Below are 14959 nucleotides of genomic sequence, written 5' to 3'. Positions count from 1 at the left end.
CACACCGCCACAAATAGCAAGCTGTTGCCAGGCCAGCTATGTCAGCTACCAGTGGGAGGTAAGCTACGCTATGGGTTAACCAGCTGGTACTCGTTGATGGTGCCGCCCGTTTTGAGGCTCGCCGTGGTGCGGGTGATCGTCAGCGAATTATCGGTCAGGCTGCTGATAGTGAACGAGATAGTGCCGTTGGTACCGGTAGGTGGCGGGGTGAGACCGGTCAGGGCCAACGTTTTTTCGTCGGACGAAATAGCCCATGTACCCGTGCAGGTGATGCCATCGATGTCGGTGAAGCGGGCCACGCCGCCGCTGGCAAGTTCGAGCCGGAAATTGCTGTAGCCCGGCTTGGTGCTGCTGCCGCCTTTGGTGAAGACGGGCGTTGTACCTTCCTTCACCGACTGGGCCGACCAGCTTTTCTGAATGCGTTCGGCTACTGGAGCCACTTTTGTGCCCCCGCCCCCGCAGGCGGTGAGCAGTGCGATGAGAGCCAGAAACAGGAATATCGTTTTCATGGTGATTGTGTTTTTGGGTATTTACTCCTTCAACAGTTTGCGTGTCAACTGCTTATGGCCCACTTCTGCCCGCAAAAGGAGCATGCCAGCGGGTACGTTGCCCACGTCGAACTGATGCTCGTGCGTTTGCTGTGGCTGGCTGAAGCTGTGCGTCTGAATTTGCCGCCCCATCGTATTGAACAGCCGAAGCGTAGCCGGGGCGGGTTCGTCTAGCATGAGCCGGACGCGCAGCAGGTGACTTGTTGGATTGGGCGACGCTTCCAGCGTCAGGCCCGCCACAATGGGTTCAGTAGCCAGGATGAGGCCTACAACATAGCCGCCGGAGTTGGTGGCGCAGCCGTCCCGCGTAACCAGCACGGCATAGCTCCCCCCCTGCGTAACCGTGTAGCTGCTGCCGGTAGCACCCGTGATGGCCTGCCCGTCCAGAAACCACTGGTAGGTTTGGGTTGGCACGGCAACTACGCTCAGGATGGCCGACGTACCCGGTTGCAGCGGTAGTTGCCCCGTAGCGGCGATGGTGGCGTTGGGCGAAGGTTTTTGACTAACCGAAAACACCGGCGATACGCCAATCAGGCCTTTGCTGTCGGTAATCGTGACGGCGTAATCGCCCCCTGTGTTGACTATCAGCGTGTTACCGAGAACGTTCAGTACGGTGCCGTTTTGCCGCCATTGGTACGTGAACGGCCCTTCGCCATTGGTGTTACCCGCCACTAAGGTCACGCTTTGGCCCGAGCAAAGCTGGGTAGCTCCCGTGATGGCCGCCTGCAACGCCAGCGACACCCGCGTAGGCACTGACGTGGCCGAACAGGCATCTCGCGTAACGGTCACGGTGTAGTCGCCGGCGAGGTTGGCCGTGTAGGTAGCCCCCGTAGCCCCGGCGATGGCGGTGCCGTTGCGGAGCCACACGTAGGTTTGCCCGGCCAAGACTGGCGCACTGAGCACCACCGAAGCCCCTGGTTGCAGCACCAAAGGGCCACCTGCCGATATGGTGGCGGTGGGTACGGGCCGCTGCGTTACGTCGATGGCCGGGAGCGTACCCGTCACGCCCTTGCTGTCGGTGATGGTGACGCTGTAGCTGCCCGCCGTGCTGACGGTGATGGTGCTGCTGGTACCAACGGTGGTGTTGCCTAGCCGCCACTGGTAGGTGTAGGGCGCGTCGCCGGTAGTGGGCGTAACGGTGAGCGAGGTGCTGCCGCCTACGCAAAAAGTCGGCGAACCCACTAGGTTCACGGCCAATCCCACGGCCAGCCGTGTTAGCGACGAAGTGGCCGTGCAGCCATCGCGGTTCACCTGCACGGTGTACCCCCCTGCCTGCGTGGCTAGGTAGTTGTTGTTGGTAGCGCCCGGTATGGCCACGCCATCGCGGAACCACTGGTAGGTTTGCCCCGATGCAGCGGGCGTGGTCATCACCACCGATAAGCTGCTACCCGGCTGCACAACGGTGGTGCCGTTGGTGCTGATGGTGGCCGACGGGCTAGGTTTCTGCGAGACAAACAGCCCCGTCGAGGTACCCGTGCAACCTTTGCTATCCGACACTGACAGGCTATACGTGCCGGTGGTGTTGACTGTCAGCGTGGTAGCGGTTTGGCCCGTGATGCGGCTGCTGTTCTGAAACCATTGGTAGACATAGGGGGCTGTGCCGCCTGCCGCCGTGCCCGATAACGGCACGGCATCGCCTGCGCAGTAGGCTGTTGAGCCACTGATGCCTATAGGCAGATTTTTAGTTTCGGTGGCCTGAACAGACGTGGAGATAGTACACCCTCTCGAGTCTGTTACATCCACGGTATAGGTAGCCGTTTTGTTGACGGTGAGCTTGGCGTTGGTACCGAGGTTATCGGTGCCGCTGGTCCACTTGTAGGTAAAAGGCCCAGCGCCACCTGACCCGCCTGCCTGCAAATCAATAGAGGCACCGGTGCAGAAACTGGCCCCCACCGGTGCCGAAATCGTGGCCTGATGGTCGCAAAAAGGCAGTTTCCAGAGTTCCCAGCCTGTTGCGTCCTGATTGCCACTATAAAACATATTGTTGCCTGCAATCAGGAAATCACCAGGTCCTGAATAGTACCCATACAGGCTATTCGTGAGTGTGCCCACCACCTGACTGCTTGCGGGGCGACCATCCAGTCGGTATACTTTTCGGCCATCGCCATCCCGATAATAAATATAGTCGCCTAGTTTGCGTACATAATTAAATTCACCGTTGGGGTCGGTTGCCAGCATATACGTACCGGCTTCGGTGCCATCACTGCGCCATAATTCCTTGTTGTTAACCGCGAAATAGATGAGGTCGGTACCTACGTCGCTGGGGTTGTAGAAATAAAACGTAGTACCGTTTTTGCCCGCTGTAAATTCTTTAAACAGCTTCGTGCCCGCTTCGGTGCCGTCGCTGATCCAGAGTTCATTGCCCGTGGTACCATCGTCGGCTACGAACAACACCTTGTCTTGCAATGGCTGAATCTGGTAAAAATTGAGGCTGTAATAAGCGAGAGATATAAATGAAGACAAGCCACCTGGTGCAATGTTCTTCACCATTTTAGTGCCACCTGCTGTGCCATCTGTCACCCATAATTCAGCTCCGTAGGTGCCATCGTCGTTACCAAAGAAAGCCAGCTTACCCGACTTAGTGGCCGTGATTTTACCATCGTTGTCGCCCAGGTTAGCCACTTTCCTGGTGCCTGCTTTCGTACCGTCGCTCTGAAAAAGAGCCTGCTTATACTTGTTCTGCACCGATTGGGCCATAAACAGCCAGTTGCCATTCTGGCGGGTAATGTTGGCCGCTTTGGCGGGAAAGTTATTCAGGTCACTGTTATAACTTCGGTCAATAATGGTCTTGTATCCTGCTTTAGTTAAGTCTTTCTGGATCAGGCCATTGTCTGAAATAAAATAGAGTGTGTTGTCGGCTATTTCAAGTTCATTGCTCACTGTTTCTTCGTCCCCTATTTTGTAGGTTCCGTCAGCCGTTCCGTCAGAACGCCAAAGTTCATAAGGAGTATAAAAGCCGCCGAGGTTGATGTAGAAATAGGCGATGCCCTGAAAGGTAAAAAAAGACTGTGGGTTGGATGAGGTAGTGCGGGTGCCAGGTTTAATATCTTTCAGCATAACGGTGCCTGCATCGGTACCGTCGCTAATCCAGAGTTCTTTGCCATTGACACTATTATCGGCAGCAAACAAAAACTTATTGCCAATAGGAACGCCCTTAATAGAAGCGTCTATGGAACCCGTTGCCAACGGGTAAATTTCTTTCACCAGCGTAGCCTGCGCTAATGCCCGCTCCGCGCTGAATAGCAGCAAGAGCCAAACGAGTAGATATTGTAGTTTCATAATCAGGATTGGTTTATGCGGTGTGTTATTCCCGGTGGAAGACAAGCGAGAGCAACTTGTCATCGTCGCGGCTGAAAATGGTCAGGTGTTGGTTGTTGTCTGGTTTGGTGAGTAACTCATCGAATCGGGCTGTACCCCATACCTGAGCTAAGGATTCGGCTTCGCCTGTTTCTACACGTCCATCGTCGTGGCGAGCTACCGACGACAAGACCCGGTTCAGGTGCACCGTGATTTTTCGGGCCGAAGCCAGCCGGTCATCGTTGTAATAGGGCATCAATGCAGGGTGTTCATTGGCTAAGGCTTGCCATTGACTGTCCGAAAACGCCGTAGCCTGCCACGTACCTGCCACCACCACGTGCGTTGTGAATTTCCGTTTGTCGGAGCGTACCTTCCGCTCGAAAACAAACTGATTGTCAGGTCTGAATTCGTAGACATACGTGGTTCGGGTGCCAAACGCGTTGGTGCCTTCGCGTTGCCAGCGGCCCATTGGTGGCACCTGCGCCGAGGTCGCCGCTGAGTAAGCAAGCCCCATCAGGAACCAGAGCCACCGCCTGCGTGTCTGTGTCATGGTCTGGCTCATTAATCTCGTATCCGGCTGATAACCAGTCCAAAAAAGCCGTCTTTTATGTCCTCTGCCATTTTGTAAGGCTTTACCTTGAAGCGATACGGACCCGAACTGTTGGCCCGGAACGAGCAGGCGGCAATGTTCTTCTCGTCAGAGTCTTTAGTGAGTTCGGTGCCGCCTTCGGTCAGCACATACAGGTCGATGTCTTTAATGCGATTGTTATCGCCCACCGCCACAGCTCGGTAACGGTCGCCCGCCGAGAGGTAATAGGTTTGCGTTGAAGATCCCTCGCGGCGCACATAGTCGATAGTAATCAGCAGCACCTGATCAGTTTCGCCTTCTTCCACTTTGTCCGTAACGAGGTCAATCAGTTCCCGAACGCGTTTAGTAGATACCTGCGCTGAAGCGGCTACCTTGAGGGCGAACAGGCATAAAGCCAGCAACGCCAGTCTGAGGGGAGTATGCATGTGTGTGGGGATTAGGTTCGTTGATAGTACAGGTACGTTTGAATGTCGGTTACCTCTGTTTGGTGTAACGGTAACTATATCCTCAAGATGTCTGACCTTTCTACACCACCCTGAAAACTGGAATGTTACCTTGCCAACTGAGCCAATCAGAGTTTGACGAAATCAATTTTTACATCTGCCTCAATGACTTCTATGTTTTTAAAACCAGAGTCTTTTACAGTACGCGTTGCCTGGTCTTTATTCTGGGTGAAGGTTAATGTTCCGTTGTTGAGGGCAATGGTATAATACCCTTTATACACCCTATTCAAGGTTATTTCACTGCCTTTTACGCTGTAGTTCCAGGTGCCCGCGTTGTCGTCAAAAAGGCCAGCGGGGTCAGTCATTGTGCCATTCGTTTTAAACTCGATGATATCAGTCGCTTTACCAGTTCGGGTCTCGTTGGTAACTTCAAGATTACCATTAGCGGTAATCTTGGTTGAGGTTCTTGCCGTTGTAAGCCGCCATCTCCCAGCCACCTGGGTCGTGTCAAAATCAGGTACAACGTCTTTGTTTGTACATCCAGTAAAGAACAAGATGCTCAGGGAGAGCCCTACAGCAATTAGTCGGAGTTGTGGTTGCATCGTATGTTTTGGTGAACGTGTGGAGAGATTAACTACAGCAAGTCGCGCTGTATACCTTCAAAAAGTGAACTGCGCAGTTGGCTGGACGTGATTGGGAATGTCATGAGTAAGATTGATTATGGTGTGGATATGAAAAGGCGGTTTAGGGTAATCAGAGGCACTTTTTGAAGTTCATGTCTTCGCTGAGCGGATCGATCCAGTCAAGCTCTTCCAACTCCCAGATGCGGTTTGAGTCTGACATGCGGAACGACGAGGCGTTGCGGTTCTTTCTGGTATTGAAAAGCTCTTTTACCCGGATCTTGAAGCGGGTACGGTCGGGGTTGATCTCTTCGATGGTGACGCGGATGGCCGTTTCTGCATCGGTGCCGGGTATTTTTTTGCCCTCCTCGTCGAGCGAATGGCTGCCTGGTTTCCAGCACAGGTTGTCGCCCACTACCCAGGTGGCTGCCGCTTCCTGGCGGGCGGCCCGGTCGCTTGCTTTTCCCTTGAAATACCGCTCTGTCCGTTTGGTGAGCAGGTCGGCCGACTCGATCAGGCCGCCGTATAGTTGCTGTAGCTCCCGTTTTTCGGCGGGTATATCGGCGCGGCGCTTACTCATCAGCTCGCGGTAGGTGGCAATTCGGTCCAGCAGTTGCTTATAGCCGTCGTACGAATCGGTCTTATAGTAGTCGTCCCAGAGGATTTCTTTCTCCTGAAACTCGTCGCTTACCTCCCGCACCAGCGCGCTATGTTCGCCGCCGGGATAGAAGTACTTGATATATGTGGTGCCAGCGCGGCGCTCGGCTCTCTTAACCTCCTCATAAGCCAACCGTTCGCCCTCGCGCCGGACTTCCTCGCTGTGTAGCCCCGACGGGTAGGCGTCAAGATAGTCGGCCCATTTGCCCAGTTTTCTAAACGCCTCATAGGCAGCTAGTTCCCGCGCTATCTCGGCCTGCCGAACGCGCTCTATAGCCGCGAGGCGTTCCTTTTCGGCGCGGTCGGCAATGGCTTTTTCTTCGGCAAGGTAGGTGGCCAGCCCGCCGCGTGGGCCAATCAGCAGGGCGTTGTTGGGCAGTGTTTTATACACGTCCCAGCGGCCGTCCAGCTTGCGCGTCCAGTTGTCGGCCTGCGAGGGGTCATACCGCCTAACGGTTGCCGACTTTTTCCGAAGGTAAGACAGTGGCACCATGCCCGGAACAATTATCCCTGCCAGTGCCATGGTGATAGCCGTTGTACCCAGCGAAGGTCTTTCTCCGGTAGTCTGGTTGGCAAAGGCCGTTGGCGACCGCTGGTAATAAATGACCCCGGCGGCACTAGCCACTAGTGGCCCCACAATCAAAGGCCACGCTTTTCCCCAGAACGTCACCCGCCCGTTCCAACTGGGCGTCACCACTGATGCCCCGGAGTGTGTTTGTTGAAGGGTGTTGGCCTGGGGTCTATACACTGTGCAGTTATTGAGTGAAAAGGACCCAATCAGTAGCAACGAGATACCGAAAATTTTGAGCGATAAAGGTGTATTCATGTGTGTTAAAAATGGTGTGGACGATTGTGTGTCAGTTATATAGCTTCAGTTTCCGGCTCTGCTTTCATCCGCAGAATCGGCAGTACGCTCAGGAGTGCAGTGCGGTACTGCCTGCCAATGGGTAATGGTTCATCATCGATCAGTAACTCGCTACCACGCAGGCCGCATGTGCGGTCGATGTTGACTAAATGCCGCCGCGAAATCCGCACAAATTGTTGCTTATCCAGTTGCGCCTGAATCTGCCCAATGTTGGTCGAAAGCCGGTACATGTGCGTGGTGGTGAACAGATCGACCCAATTGCCTTCGGCCTGGAAATACCGGATGTCACGCTTCACAATCCGTTCGTAGTGGTGCGCCCTGATGGGAATCAGGATACAATCGGTGAGGGTAAACGGAAGCGAATTCAGGGGGGTGGCTAGTGGCTTCATGCGTAGATTAGTGGATGCTTACCGGCTTCATTGGTTCATCAATCGCTTACTTTTGGGTGTGGTGCAATATTGGTTGTCCAGATGGCCTTCATTCAACCCTACCATAGGGGTGTGTGCGAATTTTTCCAACGCTTATGAGCTTGACTGTCTACGAAGAAGAGTATCAGGGTATCCGTCAGTTTGTGCAACAGCTTTTCCCTCATTCCGACCAGCTCGAACTGGTGGTGCCGGGTGATCAGCAGGTCGCCGAGTTAGAACGGCTACGCCTTGGTCGCCGCCCCGAACAATTTGCTATCATTACCAACCTGCTTGATCTATCTGTCGAACACGCCATCGGTATGAGTGAGCTTGGCTACGCCGACAATACGTTTTCGTTCCGGCAATACCTGCGCTGCATGCCTAATCCGGGCGTGATGCGCAACAGTATCCTGCTCTCGAAAGAGTTGTTCCGCATCGTTGTCGACGCACTCCCGGCGATCTATTTCCTGCGGCCCCGGTTTATGGTGAACCTGCCCCTGCGCCACGCCAATGGCGAGGTGTTGCTGGTGAAGCGTATCCTATCGCCTTGGCAACTCACCACGACCGGGCAAATCACCGCTTACCTGTCGGAGTTCCATATCATCAAACCCTACGAAGGCGAACCGCTTTCTCCCCGTTTCTACGATGTCCCCGAAGCCGTTCGCGAGCGGTTCTATGAAGCCGTTTATAGGTTGTTTGCTAGCCTGTCGGCTAAAAAAAATCCCTTCACCCCGCGCGAATTGGTGTTGCTCAGAACGTACCTGAGTCTGGCCGGTCCCCAACGCCCTTCGGCCCGGCAACTCGCCAAAAAAATGGGCATCAGCGAGTTGATGGTGAAGGAATACAACAAGTCGGTGCTGGTGAAAGCAAAGGGCCTGTTTGGCGACGACCTGCCCGTAACGACGGCCTATGATGTGGCCATGTTTCTGCTCAAAACAGGCCTTCTTTTGCCCGGCAGCGCATAGCCAAACCGCCAGATAAACCGGTTGAGTACCACCCACGTACCCCGCGTTGGGATCTGGCTTACCCGACCCGCATAGACCGCCACCAACTGGTTGGCCTTCGTAATGACCTGTTGGCCGGGCAAGAAACCGATAAACAGATCGGTGCTAAGCAGGCGACGCTGAAACTGCCGTACACTGGCTTCTACTGCCCCACCCAGCAGGTAGCGTTTGCCCAACCGGCGGCCCACCTGCCAGGCATCCCAGATCGACGACAGAAAATATACCGCCGACAGCATTGGCGAGAGTTTGCTGTGTTTCCAGAGGCAGGTTAGCTCAATCAGGCTCTGTTCGGGCATATCGCGCTCAGCCAGTAGATGGTGGGCCAAATCGGGCGGAAAAATAGAAAGGTAGCGCAGGGTGGTCCATTCAGGTACGTTCAGCACGTAGCCTGCCACGCACTTATTGCCCGCATAGCAAAGCGTGACGCGGGCATGGCGCAGGTAGTCGAGCGAGACCTCCATGCCAGCCCTGAGTTTATAGGCTTGCTGGTAGCTGAGCAGAGCAGCTTCGTCGCTGGGGTCGATCAGTACCTTCCGAAAGGGTACGTAGGCCTGGTGGGTCAGGCGGCAGAGTAGGTAGAGAGGCCAAGTCATCATCGTTCCTGTTTTGGTTCAGGCGTTGATGACTTAGTCAGCCATACGTTACCAGGTTATTTTTTTTTGGCCGATACGTTTCTCCCTGTTCAGCCGACGAAGCTGCTTTTTTAACCAACGAATAAGGACTTTGACTAAACGAACGTTGTCAATTCGGTTAACTGAGTTTGATAACCAGCGAATTAAAATAGCCTCCTACTTGACACACAGGGCCGTGGCGAGTAGCTTTAACCAATCCACTCCAACACGCCCAGGATGGCCAGCTTTAGTTCGCAACGCACCCTGTACGAAGCCCTGCTTCGCTATGACGAAGCGGCCTTTGAACACCTCTACCGGCTGCTCTATAACCCACTCACCGGCTACGTCAGAGAGTGGACTGGCTACGCATCCGGCCCCGAACTCACCCACGACATCCGCGATCTGGTTCAAGAAACGGTCATCGCTTTTTTGTTTGCGTTAAAAACGGGGCAGTATCAGTGGCACAACGATGCGCAGCTTACCACCTATGCCATCGGGATTGGTCGCAACCTCTGGCGCGAGCAGCAGCGCAAACGGCAACGCCTGCTTACCCTGTTTAACACGCCGCCCGACACCCTGCCTGACACGGATGACCCGCCCGATGCCGACGAGGTGTCGTTTGCCAGTCGGCGCGAGGCCGTTGAACAGGGGCTGGCCCAACTGGGCGAAAAGTGCCGCCGGGCCATAGAACTCTATTACTGGCAAAAACGCCCGATGCAGGAGATCGCCCTGTTGCTGGGCTGGGCCAACGAGGCCGTGGCCCGGAAAGAAAAGAGCCTTTGCCTGAAAAAATTACGCGCCAAACTCCCCCCACAGCTATGATCGACCCCGCCGAATTTCTGGAAGCCATCGAAGCCTACGAAGAAGATCGCCTCCAGCCCGACGAGCGGCGGCAGTTTGAGCAGCAACGCCAAACCGACCCGGCTCTTCGCGCTGCCCACACCGACTACCAACGCTTTCGCCATAGTATTGAAGCGGTCAACATCAAACAGCGGCTCAACGCTATCCACGACCGGCTCGACACTGCGGGTGTGCTGGTGCAGCCTGCGGAGGCTAACGGGCAATCTCAACAGGCAACCTTGCCCACGACCCGCCCGCGCTGGCAGGGTGGGGGCAAACGCTGGGCCTGGCTGGCAGCAGCAGGATTAGCTGGCCTGGTGCTGGGCTACCTATGGTATAGCCAAAAAGAATTGGGGGCCAATACCCGATCCCTCTATACTACTTTCTATCGCCCCGAAACCGCCATGCGCGGCCACGACGATTGCGCCATTACCCACGCAGCCGTGTTGGCGCAGTACCGGCAGGGTCACTATCAGGCCGCGTTGGACCTACTGCCCCGTGTGCCCGCCGCCGATGCCTGTAGTTTTTACTACCAGGGCCTTTGCCTACTAGCGCTCGATGAGCCGAAAAAAGCCACTGTAGCATTGCAGGCAGCTAAACAACAGCGCAACGGCACGCTCCGGCAGCGTGCCGAGTGGTACCTGGCTCTGGCCTACCTCCAGGCTAACGATGCCCCCCACGCCCAACACGAGCTAAAGCAGATTCTAGACCAGTCGGGTCATCCGTTCGGGCCAGTAGCCGGGCAGGTGTTAGGGCAATTGAGCAACTAAAAAGTGGTCACTCATCAGTTACCGATATGCTAATTCGTATGTTCCTAACCTGGCTAATGGCTGGACTAGCAGGATTATTTATGAGCTTGTCGGCAACGGCTCAATCGCTCAACGCCCTCACCGACCGTGTTGACTCACTCTATTATCGGGGTAATTATGCCGCCGCACTGGCTGCATCCATGCAGGCGTTGCAACTGGCAGAACAAGACAGTGGAAATCTTCACCATGCCTACGCCTACTCGCTGTTGCAAACTGGCGTAGTTACCTCTGCTTTAGGTAATTACACAGAGGCTGAACGGTGGCTGCTACAGGCCCGTGAACGGTGGACTGCCTTATCGGAACGATATACTGAGGAGAACCTAATGACGCTGAAAAGCCTGGGGACGGTTTATCGGCTTCAAAATAAGTTTGTCAACGGTTTTGCTGTTTTGCAGGAGGCGGTCGCAGTAGTCGAAAAAGTAGCCGGTCCTGACACGCCAGAGTACGCAGATGTGCTAAATAGTCTAGGTAATTTGCATATGATGAAAGGAGATTATGAAAAAGCAGAACAATTACTGGTTAAAGCAGCTGAATTGAATAAAAAAAATCTAAAAAAAACAGACACACGTTATTTGTCGGTTCTCAATAATCTGGGATTTCTGTATCGACAAATGGAGGATTACGCACAGGCTGAGTCTATTCTGACTGACGTAGTAAAAATTCGCCGGGAAGTACTTGGTCCTGACCACCCATCCTACGGAAATAGTATTGGTAATCTATCTACGCTTTACTTGGTAACAGGCGAGTTTGATAAAGCTATATCACTTTGTCGGGAAGTTGTCCGTATCCGAGAGCTTACGGCACCAAATTCGATACCTCATGCGGTTGCTTTGGGCAATTTAGCCGAATCGTATCGTTTTTCAGGCCGCTATTCTCAACAGCCGGTCGATACCTTATTCAAAAAGGCACTGGCTATTATTGAATCGAAAGTGGGTCAGGAACACCTCGACTACGCAGGTACGTTAAACAATTTTGCCTTGTTCAACATACAGGCAGGACGGTATCAGGAGGCGATTCAGCTTTACCGGCGTGCCGTGCAGATAACAGCCCGGGTTGCAGCAGATAGTTTTGAATACGCTTCATATTGCAACAATCTTGGGGAAGGCTACCGTTATATCGGTGATTATAAAATGGCCGACTCGTTATTTGTCCTATCAAGCTCATTAATTGCTAAAAACTTCGGTGATAAAACGTCACGCTATGCCAGTTATTTGTATAAATATGGGCAAAGTCTAATGCTTCAGGGAAATATAGTTGATTCATTCAGCTATATGTCAAAATCTGAGCAAGTATTAGAACAATTTATTAACCGAAATTTTCTGTACTGGTCTTCCCAGCAGAAAGAATCTTTTCTGCTCACTTGGAATAACGAATATAGTAATTATCTCAGGTTAGCCCAGCAAAACAAGCAGTATACTGATAGCCCTGTTCTGGCACAGCGAGTAAGTTTATACTTAAAGAACTTTTTGCTTGATGAATATCGGTTTCACGAAAAATTTCTTTTAGGGTATACAAGTGAAGTTTATAAAACGCTGAAGTCGCTTCGTATTGCCATTGAAAAACAATATAGCTTACCCATTTCGAAACGCACTGCGCTCGATTCGCTACAGACACAAATGGAACAGGTAGCGCGCGAGCTATCCCGGCAGTCTGCATCATTTAGGGCAGCGAAACAGGTTGCTCAACTTGGCTGGCGAGATGTGCAAAAAGCACTAAAACCCGCCGAGGCAACAATTGACTATGCTCATTTTCGCTTTCACGATGGCTATAAGCTGACCGATTCAGTACTGTATATTGCCCTGGTGCTTCGGCCTGGCTGGCTGGCCCCAAAGCTGGTGCCGCTCACGCATGAAAAAGCACTTGCCTCCCTGCTGAAAGATGGCCCCAGCCTGCTCACTACCTCGCAGTTGGGTTTGTTGCGGGCACGTACGCAAACCGTAACCAATACGGGGCAACTTGCGCAGGGAGAAGCGCTTTACCGGACCATCTGGCAACCTCTCGATAGCCTCTTGAAGGGGGTGAAACAGGTGTGGGTGTCGCCGTCGGGGTTATTACACAAGGTGGCGTTTGCTGCCCTGCCCCTATCTGGTAAGGTACCCGGCTTCCTGGCCGACAGGTACAGCGTCCGGGTGGTGGGCAGCACCCGCATCGTGGCTACCTCAGCGAGCCGAACCGCCAAATCACCCCGAACGGCCCTACTGATTGGCGGCGCCTACTACGGGGTCGATTCGGCTAAACCCGCAGCTGAGGCGTGGCCCGCTCTGCCTGGTACGCAGCAGGAAGTAAACACAATTGCGGCCTTGTGGGGGGCGTCGGCAACGGTCGTGACGGGCCAACGGGCCACCAAAACGCAGCTTCAGCAAGCCCTGGCCACCACCTCGCCCGATGTACTGCATCTGGCCACACACAGCTTCTTCCGGGCACTAACCGAACAGCGCACCGATTTTATCCGGCCCGCCTCTGACCCCGTTTTGCTGCGTTCGGGCGTAGTGATGGCCAGGGCCAACGTACCCGGCACCGATTCACTCAACCCCGACAACGGCATCTTGTCGGGGCTGGAACTGGCCAACCTCAACCTGACCAATACTGAGTTGGTGGTGCTGTCGGGTTGCGAGACGGGGCTGGGCGACATTCGGGGTAGCGAGGGGGTGTTTGGGTTGCAGCGGGCGGTGAAAATGGCGGGGGCCAAAAACCTGCTCATGAGCCTCTGGCCCGTACCCGACGAGCCAACCAGTCAGTTTATGATTGCCTTTTACCGAAACTGGAAAATACCCAACACCACCCTGGCCCAGGCGTTTGCCAACACGCAGCGAGCGTTCCGGCAGCGGTACCCACCCGCCGTTTGGGCCGCGTTTGTGCTGGTTGAATAACTCATGTGTGCTATGCTCCGACCCCTGTCCTGTTTCGTGTTGCTGTGTTTAGCTGGCTTTCAATCAGCACCACCAGCCAACCGCTTTGCGCTGCTGATTGCCATTGGCAACTACCCCGCCCGCAGTGGTGCCGAACCAATTCATGCCACTAATGACAGTCGGCTAATGAGTCAACTTCTTGTTAAACAGGGATTTGACATCAAAAACAGCCGCGTGCTGGCCGATGCACAGGCCACGAGGCGGGGCATTGTGCAGGCATTCGACTCGCTGGCCCGGTGCCTGCCCGTGGGCAGTCGGGTGGTGATTCATTTTAGCGGGCATGGCCTTCAGCTAGCCGACGATAACCACGACGAAGCCGACGGCCTCGACGAAGCCATCCTGCCCTACGACGGTCAGGCGAACCAGCCCGCCACCCTCATCCGCGACGATGAACTGGGTCGCTGGCTCGGCCGACTCCGGCTGCGCCTTGGCCCAGCGGGGCACCTGCTGCTGCTGTTCGATTCGTGCCATTCGGGCAGTATTCTGCGCAACAAGCCGGGCCAGCAGGTGGGTCGGGGCGTGGCCATGCAGTTGTCCAGAAGTGCCGTAGAAGCCCCGGCGGGCACATCGGGCTGGTTTGAAACAGCCACCAGCCCCAGTGCCGAAACCAAGCTGGGCCGTTACGTCCTGCTGGCCGCCACCACCGACGGGCAGTCGAGTTTTGAATGCACCGACGCGGGCGGAAAAGCCTATGGTCCGCTGACGCTGGCGGCATGCCAGGCCTGGTCGGCGATGCCCAATCCGGGGTCGTACCGGGCTTTTTTCGGGGCTGTTCAGCAGCAAATGAGCCGCTTGGCGCCCTACCAGCTTCCCACCCTGGAAGGCAACGCCGACGCCCCTTTTCTGGGTTACTGACACCGCCGGGGCGGGGGGCTAGCGCGGTACTATGGCCAAAGGTGTTCTATATACTATGGGTTGACCAACTGGTATTCGTTGATGGTGCCGCCCGTTTTTAGGCTCGCCGTGGTGCGGGTGATCGTCAGCGAATTATCGGTCAGGCTGCTGATGGTGAACGAGATAGTGCCGTTGGTACCGGTAGGCGGCGGGGTGAGACCGGTCAGGGTCAACGTTTTTTCGTCGGACGAAATAGCCCATGTACCTATGCAGGTGATGCCATCGAAGTCGGTGAAGCGGGCCACGCCGCCGCTGGCGAGTTCGAGCCGGAAGCTGCCGTAGCCCGGCTTGGTGCTGCTGCCGCCTTTGGTGAAGACGGGCGTTGTACCCTCCTTCACCGACTGCGCCGACCAGCTTTTCTGGATACGCTCGGCCACGGGGACCACTTTGGTGCCCCCGCCGCAGGCCGTGAGCAGGGCTATGAGGAACAGAAACAGGAAGTTCGTTTTCATGGTGATTGTAGTTT

At 54.8% G+C, this 14959-nt stretch carries 15 protein-coding genes and 1 pseudogene; 6 read left to right on the top strand and 10 right to left on the bottom strand.

The window, feature by feature from the left end; translation table 11 throughout:
• Positions 1–68: 68 nt before the first annotated feature.
• From J2I48_RS22675 to J2I48_RS22645, 7 genes are all read right to left on the bottom strand, one after another.
• Entirely contained in the window at positions 69–509 is a 441-nt protein-coding gene (locus J2I48_RS22675; protein ID WP_229376696.1) for a hypothetical protein, read from the bottom strand.
• A gap of 21 nt (positions 510–530) precedes the next feature.
• Positions 531–3827: a T9SS type A sorting domain-containing protein gene (locus tag J2I48_RS22670; RefSeq protein WP_207337795.1), complete on the bottom strand. Its 3297-nt coding sequence runs from the start codon at positions 3825–3827 to the stop codon at positions 531–533.
• A 25-nt stretch (positions 3828–3852) separates the two neighbouring features.
• On the bottom strand, positions 3853–4395 hold the full coding sequence (locus J2I48_RS22665; protein WP_207337794.1) for a hypothetical protein: 543 nt from the start codon (positions 4393–4395) through the stop codon (positions 3853–3855).
• A gap of 11 nt (positions 4396–4406) precedes the next feature.
• Positions 4407–4859: a hypothetical protein gene (locus J2I48_RS22660; RefSeq protein ID WP_207337793.1), complete on the bottom strand. Its 453-nt coding sequence runs from the start codon at positions 4857–4859 to the stop codon at positions 4407–4409.
• A gap of 146 nt (positions 4860–5005) precedes the next feature.
• On the bottom strand, positions 5006–5479 hold the full coding sequence (locus J2I48_RS22655) for a hypothetical protein (protein ID WP_207337792.1): 474 nt from the start codon (positions 5477–5479) through the stop codon (positions 5006–5008).
• A 151-nt stretch (positions 5480–5630) separates the two neighbouring features.
• Complete coding sequence (locus J2I48_RS22650; RefSeq protein ID WP_207337791.1) at positions 5631–6980, bottom strand: hypothetical protein; 1350 nt, start codon at positions 6978–6980, stop codon at positions 5631–5633.
• Between the two features lie 35 nt (positions 6981–7015).
• Complete coding sequence (locus tag J2I48_RS22645; protein WP_207337790.1) at positions 7016–7408, bottom strand: LytR/AlgR family response regulator transcription factor; 393 nt, start codon at positions 7406–7408, stop codon at positions 7016–7018.
• A 134-nt stretch (positions 7409–7542) separates the two neighbouring features.
• Here J2I48_RS22645 and J2I48_RS22640 point away from each other — a divergent pair, with 134 nt between their 5' ends.
• Positions 7543–8391 (top strand): hypothetical protein, encoded by an 849-nt coding sequence (locus J2I48_RS22640; protein WP_207337789.1) that lies wholly within the window; start codon positions 7543–7545, stop codon positions 8389–8391.
• Here J2I48_RS22640 and J2I48_RS22635 read toward each other — a convergent pair.
• Positions 8334–9026, bottom strand: a complete 693-nt coding sequence (locus tag J2I48_RS22635; RefSeq protein WP_207337788.1) for a hypothetical protein — start codon at positions 9024–9026, stop codon at positions 8334–8336. The genes J2I48_RS22640 and J2I48_RS22635 overlap by 58 nt on opposite strands.
• Before the next feature lie 252 nt (positions 9027–9278).
• On the opposite strand from J2I48_RS22635, the gene J2I48_RS22630 reads away from it, so the two are divergent.
• From J2I48_RS22630 to J2I48_RS28690, 3 genes and pseudogenes are all read left to right on the top strand, one after another.
• Entirely contained in the window at positions 9279–9863 is a 585-nt protein-coding gene (locus J2I48_RS22630) for an RNA polymerase sigma factor (protein WP_207337787.1), read from the top strand.
• Positions 9860–10651 carry a tetratricopeptide repeat protein gene (locus J2I48_RS22625; protein WP_207337786.1) on the top strand — a complete coding sequence of 264 codons (792 nt, stop codon included), beginning with the start codon at positions 9860–9862 and terminating at the stop codon, positions 10649–10651. Before J2I48_RS22630 ends, J2I48_RS22625 begins: the two co-directional genes overlap by 4 nt.
• A gap of 26 nt (positions 10652–10677) precedes the next feature.
• A pseudogene (locus J2I48_RS28690) lies at positions 10678–11826 on the top strand (tetratricopeptide repeat protein); the annotation flags it as partial.
• Between the two features lie 250 nt (positions 11827–12076).
• On the opposite strand, the gene J2I48_RS28380 reads toward J2I48_RS28690, so the two are convergent.
• Positions 12077–12349, bottom strand: coding sequence for a hypothetical protein (locus J2I48_RS28380; RefSeq protein WP_229376698.1), 273 nt, complete (start codon positions 12347–12349; stop codon positions 12077–12079).
• 41 nt (positions 12350–12390) lie between these two features.
• Between J2I48_RS28380 and J2I48_RS28375 the strand changes: the two genes are divergently transcribed.
• Entirely contained in the window at positions 12391–13560 is a 1170-nt protein-coding gene (locus J2I48_RS28375; protein WP_310587302.1) for a CHAT domain-containing protein, read from the top strand.
• Between the two features lie 12 nt (positions 13561–13572).
• Complete coding sequence (locus J2I48_RS22615; protein WP_207337784.1) at positions 13573–14454, top strand: caspase family protein; 882 nt, start codon at positions 13573–13575, stop codon at positions 14452–14454.
• 53 nt (positions 14455–14507) lie between these two features.
• Here J2I48_RS22615 and J2I48_RS22610 read toward each other — a convergent pair whose 3' ends face one another.
• Positions 14508–14945 (bottom strand): hypothetical protein, encoded by a 438-nt coding sequence (locus J2I48_RS22610; protein WP_207337783.1) that lies wholly within the window; start codon positions 14943–14945, stop codon positions 14508–14510.
• Between the last annotated feature and the right edge of the window lie 14 nt (positions 14946–14959).

Origin of the sequence: Fibrella aquatilis (genome assembly GCF_017353255.1) — a bacterium.
GTDB classification, from domain to species: Bacteria; Bacteroidota; Bacteroidia; order Cytophagales; family Spirosomataceae; genus Fibrella; species Fibrella aquatilis.
This window is presented reverse-complemented; position numbering and strand designations above follow the sequence as displayed.

What these genes read in the sequence shown, in the direction of transcription:
- J2I48_RS22650 (WP_207337791.1), bottom strand. Translation starts at nt 6,980, where the DNA reads ATGAATACACCTTTATCGCTCAAAATTTTCGGTATCTCGTTGCTACTG.
- J2I48_RS22625 (WP_207337786.1), top strand. Translation starts at nt 9,860, where the DNA reads ATGATCGACCCCGCCGAATTTCTGGAAGCCATCGAAGCCTACGAAGAA.
- J2I48_RS22665 (WP_207337794.1), bottom strand. Translation starts at nt 4,395, where the DNA reads ATGACACAGACACGCAGGCGGTGGCTCTGGTTCCTGATGGGGCTTGCT.
- J2I48_RS22630 (WP_207337787.1), top strand. Translation starts at nt 9,279, where the DNA reads ATGGCCAGCTTTAGTTCGCAACGCACCCTGTACGAAGCCCTGCTTCGC.
- J2I48_RS22615 (WP_207337784.1), top strand. Translation starts at nt 13,573, where the DNA reads ATGCTCCGACCCCTGTCCTGTTTCGTGTTGCTGTGTTTAGCTGGCTTT.
- J2I48_RS22660 (WP_207337793.1), bottom strand. Translation starts at nt 4,859, where the DNA reads ATGCATACTCCCCTCAGACTGGCGTTGCTGGCTTTATGCCTGTTCGCC.
- J2I48_RS22645 (WP_207337790.1), bottom strand. Translation starts at nt 7,408, where the DNA reads ATGAAGCCACTAGCCACCCCCCTGAATTCGCTTCCGTTTACCCTCACC.
- J2I48_RS22655 (WP_207337792.1), bottom strand. Translation starts at nt 5,479, where the DNA reads ATGCAACCACAACTCCGACTAATTGCTGTAGGGCTCTCCCTGAGCATC.
- J2I48_RS28380 (WP_229376698.1), bottom strand. Translation starts at nt 12,349, where the DNA reads ATGATGCAGACTGCCGGGATAGCTCGCGCGCTACCTGTTCCATTTGTG.
- J2I48_RS22635 (WP_207337788.1), bottom strand. Translation starts at nt 9,026, where the DNA reads ATGATGACTTGGCCTCTCTACCTACTCTGCCGCCTGACCCACCAGGCC.
- J2I48_RS22610 (WP_207337783.1), bottom strand. Translation starts at nt 14,945, where the DNA reads ATGAAAACGAACTTCCTGTTTCTGTTCCTCATAGCCCTGCTCACGGCC.
- J2I48_RS22670 (WP_207337795.1), bottom strand. Translation starts at nt 3,827, where the DNA reads ATGAAACTACAATATCTACTCGTTTGGCTCTTGCTGCTATTCAGCGCG.
- J2I48_RS22640 (WP_207337789.1), top strand. Translation starts at nt 7,543, where the DNA reads ATGAGCTTGACTGTCTACGAAGAAGAGTATCAGGGTATCCGTCAGTTT.
- J2I48_RS22675 (WP_229376696.1), bottom strand. Translation starts at nt 509, where the DNA reads ATGAAAACGATATTCCTGTTTCTGGCTCTCATCGCACTGCTCACCGCC.